The organism is Gordonia paraffinivorans, from assembly GCF_900683595.1.
GTDB classification, from domain to species: Bacteria; Actinomycetota; Actinomycetes; order Mycobacteriales; family Mycobacteriaceae; genus Gordonia; species Gordonia paraffinivorans.
Map to the genome: position 1 here is coordinate 471,362 of NZ_CAACYD010000007.1, position 15,386 is coordinate 486,747.

The following is a 15,386-nucleotide window of genomic DNA, read 5'->3' on the forward strand; positions in this document are numbered from 1 at the left end:
CAGTCCCCACCCGCACGATGCGGAGGTCGCCGAACCGGGGGCGCCTGTCGCTCGCGACATGCGCGGCACTGACGGCCGTCGTCCTGGTCGCGGCCTGCGACAGCGGATCGTCGCAGGGCCCGGTCGCCTCGGAACCGTCCGGCGCGTCGGCGCTGGTGAACCCGAACGAGGTCGACGCGACCCCGCTGCCCTCCGACGCGGTGGACAAGGCCGTCGCCCAGCTCGACGGCCTGGTGGCCTCGCTGATGGGGTCCACCGGCATCCCGGGCATGGCGGTGGCCGTGGTCTCGGGCGGGGAGACCAAGTACGCGAAGGGATTCGGTGTCCGCGACGTGACCACCGGGGAGAAGGTCGACACCGCAACGGTGTTCCAGCTCGCCTCGGTGTCGAAGCCGGTCGGCGCCACGGTGGTGGCCGCGGCGGTGGGCGACGACATCACCTCGTGGGACATGCCCGTCATCGAGGGGCTGCCGTGGTTCGCGCTGTCGGAGCCGTACGTCACCCGCACCGTCACGGTCGGGGACATGTATTCGCACCGTTCGGGTCTGCCCGACCACGCCGGGGACAAGCTCGAGGACATGGGGTACTCGCAGACCGAGGTCCTGCAGCGGATGCGGTTCATGCCGCTCGACCCGTTTCGGATCAGCTACGCCTACACCAACTTCGGGCTGACCGCCGGGGCGGAGGCGGTCGCGGCCAAGGCCGGCAAGGACTGGCCGACGTTCTCCCGGGACCTGATCTACGGTCCCCTCGGGATGGCGTCCACGAGTTCCCGTCACGCCGACTTCGTCGCGCGCCCCGATCGCGCGGTCGGGCACATCCGGGTCGACGACGAGTGGGTCAGGTCCGGCATCCCCCGTCAGCCCGACCCGCAGGCGCCGGCCGGTGGGGTCAGCTCGAACGTGGACGACATGGCCACCTGGCTGAAAATGCTTCTCGCGCAGGGCAGACACGACGGCAACCAGGTCGTCGAACCGGAGGCCCTGCTACCCGCGATGACCCCGCAGGTGGTCTCGAATCCGCCCGTGAACCCCGACGCCCGGACCGGCTCCTACGGTTTCGGGTTCAACGTCGGCGTCACCTCCGACGCCCGCACGCAGTTCAGCCACGCCGGGGCGTTCGCATCGGGTGCGGGCACGATGATCTCCATCCTGCCCTCGGCGGACACGGCGATCGTGGTGCTGACCAACGCCGCGCCCGTCGGGGCCGCCGACGCCCTGGCCATGGAGTACATGGATCTGGTCCAGTTCGGGGAGATCCGCAGCGACTGGCGCGAGCTGTACGCCCGGGCGTATGCGGCGATGAGCAAACCCTCCGGCGAACTCGTCGGCAAGAGGCCGCCCGCGAATCCGGCACCGCCGCAGCCGTTGCCGACGTTCGTCGGCACCTACGCCAACGCGGTCTACGGCCCGGCGACGATCGTCGAGCGCGACGGGAAGCTCATTCTCGAGATGGGGCCCGGGGGAGTGCGCAAGCACGAACTCACCCATTGGGACGGCAACACCTTCACCTTCGACCTGCACGACGAGAACGCGGAACTCGGCTCGATCTCCAAGGTCACCTTCGACGGGCCGAGGATGATCATCGAGTACTACGACGACGAGGTCAGCGACGGCGTGTTCGTCCGTCGACCATAGGGCGGTCGGGGCCGATCCGGGCCGATCGCACGACACCCGGCTCCACGGCGCGTCGGATCGGGTCCGGAATCGACACCGCCCGGACGGGATCGATCCTCTCCGTCCGGGCGGTGTCCGGGCTCAGATCACTGCGCGCCGGTCGACGACGCCGCCGGCAGGGGATCGGGGACCTCGCCGGTCCGGATGGGGCACCGGGTGGACGAGTAGATCGTCGGCATGCACAGGTTGCAGTGCACGCAGCGCGATCGCGTCGAGGGGTCCTCGGCGATGCGGAGCGGCAGATCGGGCTCGCGCAGGATCGCACGCCCCATCGCCATGAACTCGAACCCCTCGTCCAGCGCCATGTCCATCGACGCGCGGTCGGTGATGCCGCCGAGCAGGATCATCGGGAGCTTCACCGACTTGCGCAGTTCCCGGGCCAACGGCAGCAGGTAGCCGTCATGGTACTGGTAGCGCTTGAGGAAGAACGGCGCAAAGGCCTTGAGCCCGTACTTCATCGGGCCGGAGAAGGCGGCGGCGAACTCCTTGCGCGGCGCCTCGCCGTGGAACAGGTACATCGGGTTGAGGAGCGAGCTGCCGGCCGTGGGCTCGATGGCGTCGATGTATCCGTCGGACTCCAACAGCTGCGCCACCTGGCAGGCCTCGTCGACGTTGAAGCTGCTGAACTTCGCCGGGCCCTTGGCGCGCGCCTGCGGGGAACGCTCGATGTCGGGGCGGCCGACGCCGTCGTAGGTGTTGAGCTTCACCCAGATCGCGGCCTCGTCGCCGACCTCGTCGCGGACGGTCTCGAGGACCTCGCGGGCGAGGCGGGCGCGATTGACCAGGCTGCCGCCGTACTCGTCGCGCCGGTGGTTGAGCAGCGGGGACAGGAAGCTGGAGATGAGGTAGTTGTGGCCGCAGTGGATCTCGAGTCCGTCGAAGCCGGAGTCGACGGCCAGCCGCGCGGCCCGGCGGAACTTCTGCCGCAGCTCGGCGAGTTCGTCCATCGACGGCTTGTGGCACATCGACATGCCCAGCGGGGAGGGCAGGCGGCCGGGGGCCCAGGCCTTGGCGCGGTTGGACGCCGCGTTGGCGACGGGACCGGCGTGTCCGAGCTGGGCCGCGGCGAGCGCACCCTCGGCGTGGATGGCGTCGGTGAGCTTCTTCAGGCCGGGCACGGCCTCGGGGCGCATCCAGATCTGGTGGCGGTCGGTGCGTCCCTCGGGGGAGACGGCGCAGTAGGCGACGGTCGACATCGCGACGCCGCCGGCGGCGACCTCGCGATGGAACTCGATGAGATCGTCGGTCACAAGGGCGTCGGGCGTCATGCCCTCGAAGGTCGCGCACTTGATGAGGCGGTTGCGCAGGGTGAGCGGTCCGATCTGGGCGGGGCTGAACGGTCCGGTGGTCGGGCTGGCCACGAGGGTTCCTTTCGGTTGGGGCTGGGCTGAACTGGGTTGTCTGGTCGGTCCGGTCGCTGTCACCGGCGGCGGGCGGTTGCCCGAGGCGCGGGACGCGGGGAGGCCGTCACGACGGCTCCGGCGGCGCCGAGAGTCCGGCGGTCACGAAACCGGCGAGAGCCTCGACCGCCGCGGGATCGAGGCGCTCGCTGTCCCCGAATCGCAGGAGGATCAGCTGGAAGGCGAGCGCCCAGCGGCGTCGGGCGGCTCGCGCCGGCAGGCCGGGGACCGCGTCGAGCAGGATGTCGGCGAACGGGTCGAGGCCGAACCAGCGGGCGGTCCAGTTGATCTTCGGGCGGGTCAGGACGAAGCGAGAGAGCAGCTGCAGGTGCAGGTGCCCGGTCGGGTCGCCCTGGAGTTCGACGAAGGGCGCGAGCAGCACGTCGACGATCTGCCGCACCGAATGCCGCCCCGGGTCGATCTCCGACAGCGGATCGGACCACCGCGGGGCCAGTCGGGATTCCAGGAGCGCGATCGTCAGATCGTCCTTGGTCCCGAAGTGATAGTGCACCGCGGCGGGGTTGGCGTCGGCCGCCGCGCAGATAGCGCGTATCGACACCCGGTCGTAGCCCTCGGTCAGGAACAGCCGCTCGGCGACGTCGAGGAGGACCTCGCGGGTCGCCGACGGACCGGTCCCCGATGGGAGCTCGCCGGTGGTCTGGGTCACACGTGGATGAAACCACAGATCAAACAACGATTCAATCAGTGATTGAATCCTGGCGCCGGTTACCCCCGAGTAGTGGGACGGACTGCGGCGGCCCACGGCCGAGACGTAGGGTGAATGGCGTGGCTGAACACTTCGAAACAGTTGTATTGGGTGCAGGTCCAGGTGGGTACGTAGCCGCGATCCGGTCGGCTCAGCTGGGCATGAAAACCGCCGTCATCGAGGAGAAGTACTGGGGCGGTGTGTGTCTCAACGTCGGATGTATCCCGTCCAAGGCGTTGCTCCGAAATGCCGAACTCGCGCACATCTTCAACCATCAGGCGAAGACCTTCGGCATCAGCGGCGATGTGTCCTTCGACTTCGGCGCGGCATTCGACCGCAGCCGCAAGGTCTCGGAGGGCATCGTCAAGGGTGTCCACTTCCTGATGAAGAAGAACAAGATCACCGAGATCGACGGTTACGGCGTCTTCAAGGACGCCAAGACCATCATGGTCGGCGATCGTGAGATCACGTTCGACAACGTCATCATCGACACCGGCTCGACGGTCAAGCTGCTGCCGGGCGTCGAGCTCTCGGACAACGTGGTCACCTACGAGACCCAGATCCTGACCCGCGAACTCCCCGAGTCGATCGTCATCGTCGGCGCCGGCGCCATCGGCATGGAGTTCGGCTACGTCCTCGCCAACTACGGCGTCGACGTCACCATCATCGAGTTCCTCGACCGCGTCCTGCCCAACGAGGACGCCGACTCGTCGAAGGCCGTCGCCAAGGAGTACAAGAAGCTCGGCGTGAAGCTGCTGACCTCCACCAAGGTCCAGAGCGTCACCGACAACGGCGACAACGTCACCGTCACCTACGAGGACGCCAAGGGCAAGGCCGGCGAGCTCACCGTCGACAAGGTCCTCATGTCCGTCGGATTCGCGCCGCGCGTCGAGGGCTACGGACTCGAGAACACCGGCGTCGAGCTCACCGAACGCGGCGCCATCGCCATCGACGACTACATGCGCACCAACGTCGACGGCATCTACGCGATCGGCGACGTCACCGCCAAGCTGCAGCTCGCCCATGTCGCCGAAGCCCAGGGCGTCGTCGCCGCCGAGACCATCGCCGGCGTGGAGACCATGACGCTCGGCGACTACCGGTTCATGCCGCGTGCGACCTTCTGTCAGCCGCAGGTCGCGTCGTTCGGCCTCACCGAGCAGCAGGCCAAGGACGAGGGTTACAACGTCAAGGCCACCACGTTCCCGTTCACCGCGAACGGCAAGGCCCAGGGACTCGGCGAGACCGCCGGCTTCGCCAAGCTCATCACCAACGCCGACACCGACGAACTGCTCGGCGGACACCTGGTGGGCGACAACGTCTCCGAGATGCTCCCGGAGATGACCCTGGCCCACAAGTGGGACCTGACCGCCAAGGAACTGGCGCGCAACGTGCACACCCACCCGACCATGTCGGAAGCGCTCCAGGAGACGTTCCATGGCGCGATCGGGCACATGATCAACCTGTGAGCCGCGCGTCGGGGTGGCATGCCACGGCGCGATCGGGCACATGATCAACCTGTGAGCCGCGCGTCGGGACACATGATCGACCGGTAGGACACATACGGCTGCGGCCGGTCCGTTCCCTCTTCGGGAGCGGACCGGCCGCAATCGTCTGCGCGGTCCGGGGGCGTGTCACGCCTGGGGCTTGTCGCCGCCACCCTGGTCCGCAGCGGCCATCTCCAGTTCTTCGAGAATCTGCAAGGACAGGAAGGTCATCGGCCCGGCGTCCTCGAAGCAGGCGCCGACGTTGCCCGCGAGCCCGCCCTCGAGTGCGAGGCGACCACACAAGTCGAGCTTGAGTTGGCGAGCGCCCTCACCGAGGTCGAGATTGTCGAGATCGACCCAGACGATGTTGGGCCGGGTCGTGGACTCGAAGACGTAGCGCTTGTTCGTCAGGTCCGTCACCGTCTGCCAGATGGTCTGGGACGCATCGGGCTTGCCGGGATCCGGGATTCGGAACGGCTGCGCGGCGTTGCGGATGACGCTGAACATCGCGGCGATGCCCTCCACCTGGGTGCTGGGCCGGGCGAGCCGCTTCACGTAGTACGACGCCCGCGCGAACCGGTCGGCCGCGAGGGTGGAACCCGGAAGCGGCTGGTCACCGCCGAGCCCCTGGTACCGCTTGACCAACTCGAGCTGCTTGTCGTAGGTCGGCGAATTGGTCATCACGACGTACGACCGGTCGTGGTAGACCCTCGGGCGGCCGTCGATGTACTCGATGATCGCCGAGTCGCCGGTGGCGTCGTCGAGTGCGAGGTGGATGGTCGGTCGCACGCCGCCTGTGGGGTCGTCCATCTGCACGACCTGGACGTCGGTCTCCTCGATCCACGCGACCGCCTCGTCGACGGTGGCGAAGTTGTCGAGGAAGTACTGCAGCCAGATGGCCTGGCTCAGCGCCGGTCGAGAGTCGTCGTAGGTGCCGTAGTCGGACTCCGCCAGCCAGAGGACGTGACCGGCGAGCCCCGCTTCGTTGAGGCCGTCCACGGAGATGATGTCGAAGGCGGTCGCGATCACGCTGCCGAATCTCGACGTCCAGGTCAGATCACCCCTGACGCCGTCGTCACGCCTCACCCCTCGTGGCTGCGTCCACAGGTTGGTCATCAGGTCTTTGTGGAAGTCCATGTTCCTGCCGACCAGCACCGAACCGTTGGCGTCGGGCCAGATCACTCGTGTGCACATGGTTTGGTCACTGCCTCACTCATCGTGTTCATCGACGGTGCGCTGATCGGCGCACCGTCGGCGAGCCTAGCCTCGCGCTTTCACGCTGAATTCGTGTCGTGAATAAAGAATGGTGCCCTGAACTGGGATGATTGAACTTGCGAAGGTATCAATCGGACCAGATCGAGGAGCACCATTCAGGTGAGCAAGTCTACGTCGCCGTACCCCACGCTGTCTGCAGATGGCACCGGAACCGGGGTCGTGTCGCACGCCGGCGCCGCGGTGTTACTCCGGGCTGCGGAGAAAACGGGTCTGACCAGCCGATTATCCGAGGCGTTGGCGCCGTGGCGCAAACCTTTGGCGACTCATGATCCGGGCAAGATCATCTCGGACCTGGCCGTGGCGGTCGCGATCGGTGGCGACTGTTTGGCCGACATCAACCAGTTACGCGCCGACCCGGCGGTGTTCGGTCAGGTCGCCTCTGATCCGACGGTGTCGCGCCTGATCTCGACGTTGGCCGATGATGCGCCGGCGGCGCTGTCGGCGATTGCGACCGCGCGTGCTGCCGCGCGGGCAGCGTGCTGGTCAGCAGCCGGTGCCACTGCTCCCGACCATGACGCCGACGTCGCTGACCCGGTGATCGTCGACCTCGACGCCACTTTGGTGACCGCGCACTCGGAGAAACAGGATGCGGCACCAACCTACAAGCGGGGGTTCGGTTTTCACCCGCTGTGTGCGTTCGTCGATCACGGCAGCGACGGCACCGGCGAACCCCTAGCGATCGAGTTGCGCCCGGGTAATGCTGGTGCCAATACCGCTGCCGATCACATCGCGGTCACCGCCGCCGCACTCGAGCAGCTACCGCACGTGGCGGGCTATCGGGTTGGCAAGTCGGTGCTGGTGCGCACCGACTCGGCCGGCGGCACCCACGAGTTCGTCGACTACCTCACCCGACGACGCCTGGCGTACTCGGTCGGGTTCGGGCTCACCGAAGCGACCGCAACCGCGATCGACCGGATCAGTCCCGAGGCCTGGACCCCGGCCTACGACGCCGAGGGCATCGAGCGCGACGGGGCGTGGGTGGCCGAGTTGACCGGGCTGATCGACCTATCGGGCTGGCCCGAAGGCATGCGAGTGATCGTGCGCAAGGAGCGCCCGCATCCAGGTGCGCAGCTACGCTTCACCGATCGTGATGGGTTGCGGGTGACCGCGTTCGCCACCAACACCGTTCGTGGCCAACTCGCCGATCTGGAACTGCGTCACCGGCGACGCGCACGCTGCGAGGACCGGGTCCGCACGGCGAAAGACTGTGGCCTGACCAATCTTCCGTTGCACGGATTCGATCAGAACCGCATCTGGTGTGCCATCGTGATGCTCGCTTGCGAGCTGATCGCCTGGACCCAGCTGCTGGCCTTCGCTGATCATCCCGCTCGCCGGTGGGAACCCAAACGACTGCGCCACCGCGTGTTCTCGATCGCCGCCAAGATCAGCCGCCACGCCCGCCGAACCCGGTTGAAGCTTGCCGCCCACGCACCACATGTTGGACTGCTGCTCGACGGGATCTCAAGACTCGCAGCACTTCCCGCACCTGCCTGACATCAAGCCAACCTGACCTCTGATCCAGAAAGGACGTTCCACCTCGGGGCCGTGAACCCCGACGCCCACCGACGCGTCGGGCACCTCTCACGGCCTACGCCCGGAGATCCGGTCCTCAGACCACCCACCCGGGCCACCCAACAGACGACCGCCACCTCACGAAAGATCGAGGCTAGTGACCACGCCGCGGAGGGCGGGATTCATGAGGAAAATCGGCACGAATCCCTCACTTCCACTTAGGCGGAGGCCCGAAACGGACCGCAGATCAATTTCGTGCCGTTTGCGGCAGGTCGTTCGTGACAAAAGCCAGATCAACCGGCGAAATGCCGCGGGAGGGTTCCGAGTCGACAATGCGCACACGGTATAACCAGAGGTTATGACCACAACGATCCTGCACAACGCCCGTCTGATCGACGGGACCGGAGCCGACGCGATTGCCGACGCGGTCGTCGTCATCGAAGACAACAAGATCGCCTACGCGGGCGCGGCTTCGGGTGCTCCGCAGGTCGACGAATCGAAGAAGCCGGTCAAGATCGATGTCGGCGGCAACACCGTCACGCCCGGATTCTTCGACTGCCACGTGCATCTGTCGCTTCCCGGCACCAAGGGGTCGCCGATCATGGCGGCGATGGTCCCGCCGTCGTACCGCTACTTCGAGCTGATCGACCGGCTCAAGGCCACCATCGACGCCGGTGTCACCACCGTCCGCGACCTCATGGGCATCGACGTGGGCGTTCGCGACGCGGTGGCCCACGGCCTCGTCGCCGGACCGCGCCTGCTGGTCGCCGACAAGATGCTCAGCCAGACCGGCGGTCACGCCGACTTCCACATCCCGTCCGGGCTCAGCGGCACCGGCATCATCGGCGGTGAGCTGGTCGACACCGTCGACGAGGCCCGCAAGGCCGTCCGCGAGCTGCTGCGCAGCGGCGTCGACGTCATCAAGGTCGCATCCAGTGGCGGCGTCTCCTCGCCCAGCGACGACCCGGACTGGCTCGGTGCCCGCACCGAGATCGTCGCGGCCCTCGTCGAGGAGGCGAACAACTACGGCGGTCGCAAGGTCGCCGCACACGCCATCGGCTTCCTCGGCATCCAGGCCGCGGTCCAGGGCGGCGCGCACTCCATCGAGCACGGCTACGCACTCACCGACGAACTCCGTCAGGAGATGGTGGAGCGCGGCCAGTTCCTGGTCCCCACCCTCATCGAGACCCTCAAGCCCGACACCGCGACCCCGCAGGCCGTCGCGAAGTCCGAGAAGTGGCACAAGCTCGCCCACGAGTCGATCGCCGCGTCGATCGAGGCGGGCGTCAAGGTCGCGGTGGGCACCGACGCCGGTCTGGTCCCCGACCACGGCGCCACCCTCGGCGAGCTCGGCTGCCTGGTGAAGTTCGGCGGCATGACCCCGCTGCAGGCGATCGTCGCCGGCACCAAGACCTCGGCGGAGCTGTGTGGCGTCGACGACAAGCTGGGCACCCTGGAGGCGGGAAAGCTCGCCGACGTCGTGGTCGTGAAGGGCGATCCGCTCGCCGACATCGACTCGCTGGCCGACCAGTCCAACATCCTGCTGGTCCTCAAGGAGGGCAAGGCCGCGAGCAACCGCGGCGCATACGCGCTCTGACGCCGGTCCCGGCGTGACGCCGGAGAGACTCACCGCGAGCCGGTGGCCGATCAGGTCACCGGCTCGCGGTCGTTCGCGGGCCGATCGGCACGGCCGCCGCACGCGGTCGTGGGGCTACGCTCGGTGAGATGAGCGCTGCCGAACGGGTCCGGGAATGGCCGCTGCCATGGCCCCTGGATCTGCGCGCCACACTCGGGCATCACCGGCGGGGCGGTGGCGACCCCGCGTTCGCCTACGGCACGGACGGATCCGTCTGGCGCGTCGTGCACACCCCCGACGGTCCCGGCACACTCTCGATCCGGCGGAGCGGGGACCGGGTGCTCGGCCGGGCATGGGGTCCGGGGGCCGACTGGCTGCTGGAGATGATGCCCGACATGCTCGGTGCCTCCGACTCCCCGGAGTCGATGCCCGTGCGCGATGCGGTCGTCGCCGGTCTGGTCCGCCGTGCGGAGGGCCTGCGCATCGGCCGCAGCGGACGGGTCTGGGAGGCACTCGTCCCGGCGATCCTGGAGCAGAAGGTGGTCGGCGCAGAGGCCTGGCGTGCCTGGCGGTATCTGTTGCGCCGCTACGGGGAACCCGCCCCGGGCCCGGTTCCCGACACGATGCGGGTCCCGATGCCGCGCCGGGCGTGGGCCGACATCCCGTCGTGGGAGTGGCATCGCAGCGGCATCGAACCGGTGCGCATGCGCACCATTCGCGGCGCGACCGCCCTCGACGTCGAACGCCACCCCGACAAACTGACGGTGCTACGCGGAGTGGGCGTCTGGACCGAGGCGGAGACCAGGTCGCGGGCGATCGGCGACGCCGATGCCGTGTCGGTCGGCGACTATCACATCCCGACGCTCGTCGGCACCACCCTCATCGGACAGGCGGTCGACGACGACGGAATGCTCGAGCTCCTCGAACCCTATGCGGGACACCGCAACCGAGTGGTACGGATGATCGAGTTGTACGGTGTCCGGCGCGAACGTCGCGGTGCGCGCATGTCGGTGCGCGACTACCGGTCGATCTGACGGTGCCGCCCGCCGGAGCGTCGCCGGCCACCAACCTGCTTCGCCCGCAGCGCCACCGCGGCGCAACCGAGTGCGAACAACACCACCGCGATCGCGGCGCAGTACACCAGGCCTCCGGTGGGGCCCCACGGCGGCATGAAGGCGAGCTCCTGGCCGGTGCCATAGGTGCCGTTGAGGAACGGCATGTAGTTCTGCAACGTGTAGCCGTTCGGGACGAGACTGATCGCGTTCTCGATGACGTAGGCCCAACCGAGAAGACCCACAACGGTTCCCGCGGGATGGCCGACGATCGCGGCGAGCCCGACACCGATGCCGACGGCGCAGACGGCGAAGACCGGCACCGCGACGAGGAACCGGACACCCGCGGCCGAGCCGATGTCCACCCCGGCGTAGACCTTCGGGAAGAACGACGGCAGGATCGCCATCACGAGGGCGACCAGCGCGGCGCTGCAGACCGCGGCGCCCACGCCGTAGGCGATCCAGCGCGACACCAGGCCCGTCCATCGACGGGGATACAGATACCGGGCCAGCTCGCCGAGCGGACCGCGTTCGGCCGTCGCCTGCGCATACGCCGCGACGACCGCCCAGATCATCACGGTGAAGGTGATGACCCAGTAGACCGAGTTGGTGGTGGTCACCGAGGTGACCTGGATGCTGCTCGAGATGGAGGCGAACCGCTCGGCGACGGTGGCGACGCCGAGCGTGATCGCCAGCGGCAGCAACACCGCACCCGGCACGAGTCCGTAGAGAAGGATGCTGCGGGCCCCGCCCACGCGGGTGAGTTCGGCGCGGGTGCCGCGGCCGATCTGACCGGCGACGGCGGACAACGTCGTCGTCACCGGGGCACTCCCGCGGACCGGGGCCGGGACACGGCGGACAGGTAGGCCTCCTCGAGATCGGCGTGGGCGCCGACGAATTCGTCGACCCGCGCGTCGGCGGCGACGCGGCCGGAATCGAGGACGACCACGCGGTCTGCGGTGCGGGCGACCTCGTCGAGATGATGCGAGGCGATCAGCAGACTACGGCCCTCGTCCGCGAGCGAGCGGAGAAGCGTTCGCAGCCAGCGGATTCCGTCGATGTCGAGACCGTTCACCGGCTCGTCGAGGACGAGTGTGCGTGCATCGCCGAGCAGGGCGGCGGCGATGCCGAGGCGTTGCCGCATGCCCAGCGAGAAGTCGACGACCCGGCGTCGGGCGACATCGGTGAGATCGACGAGCTCAAGGACCTCGTCCACGCGCGACACCGGGATGCCGCCGGCGCGCGCCAGCCAGCTCAGGTGGCGTCGTGCGGTGTGACCCGGGTGGGCGGCGTCGGTGCCGAGGTGCATGCCGATCACCTGTGGAGGTGCGGGCAGTTCGGGGAAACGCCTGCCGTCGATCAGGATTCGGCCGGAGGTGGCCGGCATGATTCCGCAGATGGTCTTCAAAAGCGTCGTCTTGCCGGTGCCGTTGCGGCCGAGGAGGTAGACGAGTTGGCCGTTCTCGACGCGGGTGCTCACCCCGTCGAGAACGGCCTGCCCGCCCATGTGGACAGACAGGCCGTCGATGTCGAGCACCGGGTCAGCGGTTGCAGTAGATGTTGAGTCCGACGGTCTTGACGCCCTGGCACAGCGAGTTCGCCGCGAGCTTCCAGTTGCCGTCGAGCTTCTTGAACTCGATGGTCATCCGGATGGTCGGACGACCGGCCGAGCCGCTGTTCAGGGTCGCGGTGACGCTGTTGCCCTTCTGTACCAGGGGCCCGGTCACCTCGTTCCAGCCGCGCGGGGCGCGGAAGAGGCCCAGCTGGTACACGGTCTTCGGGACGATCACCGCGTTCATGCCGCCCTCGACGTTGGCGGCCTTCGCCTGATCCGATGCCGGGGTCTCCACCAGGAACTCGACGATGTCGTTGAGGTCCGCCAGGGTGGGCCGGTCGGTGGTGACCTTGAAGTTCGGCGGGAAGGTCTTGGCGGCCGAGGCTCCGCCGGTGGTCGCGACGAGCCCGATGACGGCGACGAGAGCCGCGAGCACGGCGATGGTCATCCTGCGGACGGAATGCATGACGTTGGGTCCCTCCTGTTTTCGGCGGTGGTGGTCCGCCGTCGACTTTGAGAGAAACCTAATCCTCGAAATTGTTTTAGGCAAGCCTCACCTGAAAGTGCTCAAGGAAGCCTCATCTTGGAGGCGTCGCGACGGTTCCCGCATCGCGGCGCAGTGGGGCCAGCCGCAGGACGATCTCGCAGTCGCCGCCGGCCGGGTCCGGCGACACGGCGACGCCGTACTGCGAGATGAGCGCGGGAGAACTCGTCGCCAGCGCCTGTTCGATGACGCCGCGGGCGACGCCGCGGGCCACCTCGGGGTGCGACCGCGCGATGTCCTGGAGTGGGCACGCGCACAGGCGCAGCTCATGAGACCCGAAGGCGCTCACGATGTTCGACACCTGGAAACCGAGCTCGGAAAGCGTCTCGGCGGCAACCGTCACCGGATCGGGCAGGCCGTCCGCGCTGACGGGGCGGGCGTGTTGCTCGGCCCACAGGCGTCCGGCCTCGGCGCCGGCGTTCTCGCGGGCGGCCTGAGTGCTCCCGAGGCGGCTCAGCAGATGTCCCAGGAGGGCGTCGGTGGGTGGCCGGCGCACGAGACGGTAACCGACACGAGGCCGTCCGACGCCGGGCGTCGGCACCGTCGTCGTCTCGACCCGCCCCGCCTCGACGAGCTTGGCCAGGTGGAACCGGGCCGTGGTGACGTGCAGGTGCAGGCGCGTCGAGATGTCCGCGGCGACCATCGGCTCGTCGGACTCGCCGAGCAGGGCGATGATCTTGTCGCGCTGCCTGGTCGCCATGTGTGATCCTCCGCTCTCGACGCGCCCACACCCGTGGTGGTCAGTTCGTGTTCGGATTCTCCAACACGACGAGGGTCACCACCGCATCGGACCGGGCTTCCAGCGCATGCGGGACGTTGGCGTTCACGTGGATTGCGACCCCGTGCTCGAGGCGGGTGGTCTCGCCCTCGACGGTGAAGTCGATCTCGCCGGTCTGGCCGATGACGAGAATCGGACGCCCGGCGCAATGATCGGGCATGGCCTGTCCGGCCCGGAACGACAGGCGGATGACGTTCGCGCCGTCGTTACGCGAGAGAACCGAGATGTCGGGACGGTCCCCGTCCTTGGGTGTGCCCTCGGTCAGGCCGGTGACCACCGTGGCGCCGCTCATGCGGACTTCCCCGGCTTGGTCGCGATGACCTCGATGGCGGCCATGTGCGACTTGTACTTGGTGAAGGTCGAACGCATCGCCAGCACGCGCTTGCGTGCGTCGCCGTCGCGGAGCACGTTGGCCACGAACTTCAGCGCGCCGCCGAGTCCCTCGTCGGCGATGACGCGACGCGGCTCGAGCAGCGCCATCTTGGCGAAGCGGACCTTGGTGACCTCGAAGCCGGCGTCGGTGAGGAGCTTGCGCCACTCGGCCTCGGTGAGCGGACGGGCGTTGACCTTGATCGACCGGGCGAGCGACTTGCGGATCTCGGTCTTCTCCTCGTCGGGGAGGGTGTCGGGGTTGATCGCGAGCTCGTGGATGGCGTAGCGGCCGCCCGGACGCAGCACGCGGAAGGCCTCCTGCACGATCTTGGCCTTGTTGCGGTCGGACTGCATGGTCAGCATGGCCTCGCCGATGGCGACGTCGGCGCTCTCGTCGTCGAGTCCGGTCGACGACGCATCCCCGGGCAAGACGCGGCCGCGGCCGCCGATGGCGCCCTTGGTCAGCTCGACCGCGTTCGGGTCGTCGTCGACGCCGACGTAACTGCGCGGTGAGCGCTCGAGAATCGCCGTCGCGGTCTTCCCCAGGCCGGGGGCGATCTCGAGGACGTCGGCCCCGTCGATCCCGGCGTCGTCGAGCAGGCTCTCGGTGAGCTCGAGTCCACCCGGTCGGAGCACGCGCTTGCCGAGTCGGGCCAGCAGCCAATGACCGGGCATGTCCTCGGTCTTGCGCTGGTGGAACGGCAACTGATCCGCCGCCGAAGTTTCCTTAGACATACCTAACCTCCCTATTTCGAGGAAGACGATACTGCAAACCGTCAAGGGGTCGGTCGGGAGTCGGGCGCGACGCCCAACACGTACTGGCCTTGGCCGGTGATCGTCTGCTCGACGTCGACCGCGCCGGCCGCCCGGAGGCGGTCGACGACCGCGTGCTCGTCGAAGATGTGGAATCCGGTGGCGGCCTCGACGGCGAAGCGGACACCGGGCAGGGAGGTCAGCTCGGTCGCCACCGAGGTGAAGATCACGATGTCGCCGCCGGGGCGGGCGACGCGCACCATCTCGTCGATCACCGACAGCGGATCGGGGATGAGGTAGAGCGCGGCGAGACAGGTGACCACGTCGAAGGTGTTGTCCGCGAACGGGATCGCGTGGGCATCGGCTCGGAGATAGGTTGCCCGTCCGGTCGCGTTGGTGCGGACGGCCTGCCGGAGCATCGCCGGCGAGAAGTCGATTCCCACGCATCGGCCGTCCCCGGTCAGCCCGTCGGCGATCAGACGGGTGTAATTGCCCGGCCCGCAGGCCACGTCGAGGACGAGCCGCTCTCCGGGGCGGGCCAGCCAGGCGCGCAACGCGCGGTCGTAATCCTCGGTGGCGCTTCCGCCGAGGCTGAACAACCGGGTGAACGTCGGCCGCCAGATGCGTTCGTAGACACCGGCGAAGACCGGGTTTCGCATCAGCAACCTGCTGATCGGCTCCATTGGCGATCCTCTCCGGGCGT

The 15,386-nt window shown here is 68.2% G+C and carries 15 protein-coding genes; 5 read left to right on the plus strand and 10 right to left on the minus strand.

Annotated features, from left to right (window positions below; all coding sequences use genetic code 11):
* The first annotated feature begins 17 nt into the window (after positions 1-17).
* Positions 18-1,637 (plus strand): serine hydrolase, encoded by a 1,620-nt coding sequence (locus E1P53_RS15115; protein ID WP_165484457.1) that lies wholly within the window; start codon positions 18-20, stop codon positions 1,635-1,637.
* Between the two features lie 125 nt (positions 1,638-1,762).
* Here E1P53_RS15115 and E1P53_RS15120 read toward each other — a convergent pair whose 3' ends face one another.
* Together E1P53_RS15120 and E1P53_RS15125 are read right to left on the minus strand one after the other, a co-directional pair.
* Entirely contained in the window at positions 1,763-3,037 is a 1,275-nt protein-coding gene (locus tag E1P53_RS15120; RefSeq protein ID WP_131734791.1) for an NADH:flavin oxidoreductase, read from the minus strand.
* A 106-nt stretch (positions 3,038-3,143) separates the two neighbouring features.
* Complete coding sequence (locus E1P53_RS15125) at positions 3,144-3,743, minus strand: TetR/AcrR family transcriptional regulator (RefSeq protein WP_040526610.1); 600 nt, start codon at positions 3,741-3,743, stop codon at positions 3,144-3,146.
* Positions 3,744-3,862: 119 nt separating this feature from the next.
* Here E1P53_RS15125 and lpdA point away from each other — a divergent pair, with 119 nt between their 5' ends.
* Positions 3,863-5,248, plus strand: a complete 1,386-nt coding sequence (gene lpdA / locus E1P53_RS15130; protein WP_040526609.1) for a dihydrolipoyl dehydrogenase — start codon at positions 3,863-3,865, stop codon at positions 5,246-5,248.
* 165 nt (positions 5,249-5,413) lie between these two features.
* On the opposite strand, the gene E1P53_RS15135 is transcribed toward lpdA, so the two are convergent.
* A complete protein-coding gene (locus E1P53_RS15135; protein ID WP_131734792.1) occupies positions 5,414-6,460 on the minus strand; it encodes a linear amide C-N hydrolase in 1,047 nt (348 codons plus the stop codon).
* 180 nt (positions 6,461-6,640) lie between these two features.
* Here E1P53_RS15135 and E1P53_RS15140 point away from each other — a divergent pair, with 180 nt between their 5' ends.
* From E1P53_RS15140 to E1P53_RS15150, 3 genes are all read left to right on the plus strand, one after another.
* A complete protein-coding gene (locus tag E1P53_RS15140; RefSeq protein ID WP_131733946.1) occupies positions 6,641-8,035 on the plus strand; it encodes an IS1380 family transposase in 1,395 nt (464 codons plus the stop codon).
* Positions 8,036-8,411: 376 nt separating this feature from the next.
* The gene (locus tag E1P53_RS15145) at positions 8,412-9,650 is read left to right on the plus strand and encodes a metal-dependent hydrolase family protein (protein WP_006899920.1); all 1,239 of its coding nucleotides are present in this window, start codon (positions 8,412-8,414) and stop codon (positions 9,648-9,650) included.
* Between the two features lie 128 nt (positions 9,651-9,778).
* Complete coding sequence (locus E1P53_RS15150) at positions 9,779-10,663, plus strand: DNA-3-methyladenine glycosylase family protein (RefSeq protein ID WP_109239632.1); 885 nt, start codon at positions 9,779-9,781, stop codon at positions 10,661-10,663.
* On the opposite strand, the gene E1P53_RS15155 is transcribed toward E1P53_RS15150, so the two are convergent.
* The 7 genes from E1P53_RS15155 to E1P53_RS15185 form a co-directional block, all read right to left on the minus strand.
* Entirely contained in the window at positions 10,648-11,502 is an 855-nt protein-coding gene (locus tag E1P53_RS15155; RefSeq protein ID WP_131734793.1) for an ABC transporter permease, read from the minus strand. The genes E1P53_RS15150 and E1P53_RS15155 overlap by 16 nt on opposite strands.
* The gene (locus tag E1P53_RS15160) at positions 11,499-12,218 is read right to left on the minus strand and encodes an ABC transporter ATP-binding protein (RefSeq protein WP_006899917.1); all 720 of its coding nucleotides are present in this window, start codon (positions 12,216-12,218) and stop codon (positions 11,499-11,501) included. Before E1P53_RS15160 ends, E1P53_RS15155 begins: the two co-directional genes overlap by 4 nt.
* Positions 12,219-12,222: 4 nt before the next feature.
* Positions 12,223-12,702 carry an MTB12 C-terminal domain-containing protein gene (locus E1P53_RS15165; protein WP_006899916.1) on the minus strand — a complete coding sequence of 160 codons (480 nt, stop codon included), beginning with the start codon at positions 12,700-12,702 and terminating at the stop codon, positions 12,223-12,225.
* A gap of 112 nt (positions 12,703-12,814) precedes the next feature.
* Positions 12,815-13,480 carry a helix-turn-helix transcriptional regulator gene (locus E1P53_RS15170; RefSeq protein WP_131734794.1) on the minus strand — a complete coding sequence of 222 codons (666 nt, stop codon included), beginning with the start codon at positions 13,478-13,480 and terminating at the stop codon, positions 12,815-12,817.
* A gap of 40 nt (positions 13,481-13,520) precedes the next feature.
* Complete coding sequence (locus E1P53_RS15175; protein ID WP_006899914.1) at positions 13,521-13,850, minus strand: cupin domain-containing protein; 330 nt, start codon at positions 13,848-13,850, stop codon at positions 13,521-13,523.
* Positions 13,847-14,665, minus strand: coding sequence for a class I SAM-dependent methyltransferase (locus E1P53_RS15180; RefSeq protein WP_131734795.1), 819 nt, complete (start codon positions 14,663-14,665; stop codon positions 13,847-13,849). The genes E1P53_RS15175 and E1P53_RS15180 overlap by 4 nt, the downstream gene beginning before the upstream one ends.
* A 41-nt stretch (positions 14,666-14,706) precedes the next feature.
* Positions 14,707-15,366: a class I SAM-dependent methyltransferase gene (locus E1P53_RS15185; protein WP_131734796.1), complete on the minus strand. Its 660-nt coding sequence runs from the start codon at positions 15,364-15,366 to the stop codon at positions 14,707-14,709.
* Positions 15,367-15,386: the final 20 nt, after the last annotated feature.

Excerpts from the sequence above, each read along its gene's own strand:
- E1P53_RS15115 (WP_165484457.1), top strand. The coding sequence starts at position 18 with ATGCGGAGGTCGCCGAACCGGGGGCGCCTGTCGCTCGCGACATGCGCG.
- E1P53_RS15145 (WP_006899920.1), top strand. The coding sequence starts at position 8,412 with ATGACCACAACGATCCTGCACAACGCCCGTCTGATCGACGGGACCGGA.
- E1P53_RS15150 (WP_109239632.1), top strand. The coding sequence starts at position 9,779 with ATGAGCGCTGCCGAACGGGTCCGGGAATGGCCGCTGCCATGGCCCCTG.
- E1P53_RS15135 (WP_131734792.1), bottom strand. The coding sequence starts at position 6,460 with ATGTGCACACGAGTGATCTGGCCCGACGCCAACGGTTCGGTGCTGGTC.
- E1P53_RS15185 (WP_131734796.1), bottom strand. The coding sequence starts at position 15,366 with ATGGAGCCGATCAGCAGGTTGCTGATGCGAAACCCGGTCTTCGCCGGT.
- E1P53_RS15180 (WP_131734795.1), bottom strand. The coding sequence starts at position 14,665 with ATGTCTAAGGAAACTTCGGCGGCGGATCAGTTGCCGTTCCACCAGCGC.
- E1P53_RS15170 (WP_131734794.1), bottom strand. The coding sequence starts at position 13,480 with ATGGCGACCAGGCAGCGCGACAAGATCATCGCCCTGCTCGGCGAGTCC.
- E1P53_RS15175 (WP_006899914.1), bottom strand. The coding sequence starts at position 13,850 with ATGAGCGGCGCCACGGTGGTCACCGGCCTGACCGAGGGCACACCCAAG.
- E1P53_RS15165 (WP_006899916.1), bottom strand. The coding sequence starts at position 12,702 with ATGCATTCCGTCCGCAGGATGACCATCGCCGTGCTCGCGGCTCTCGTC.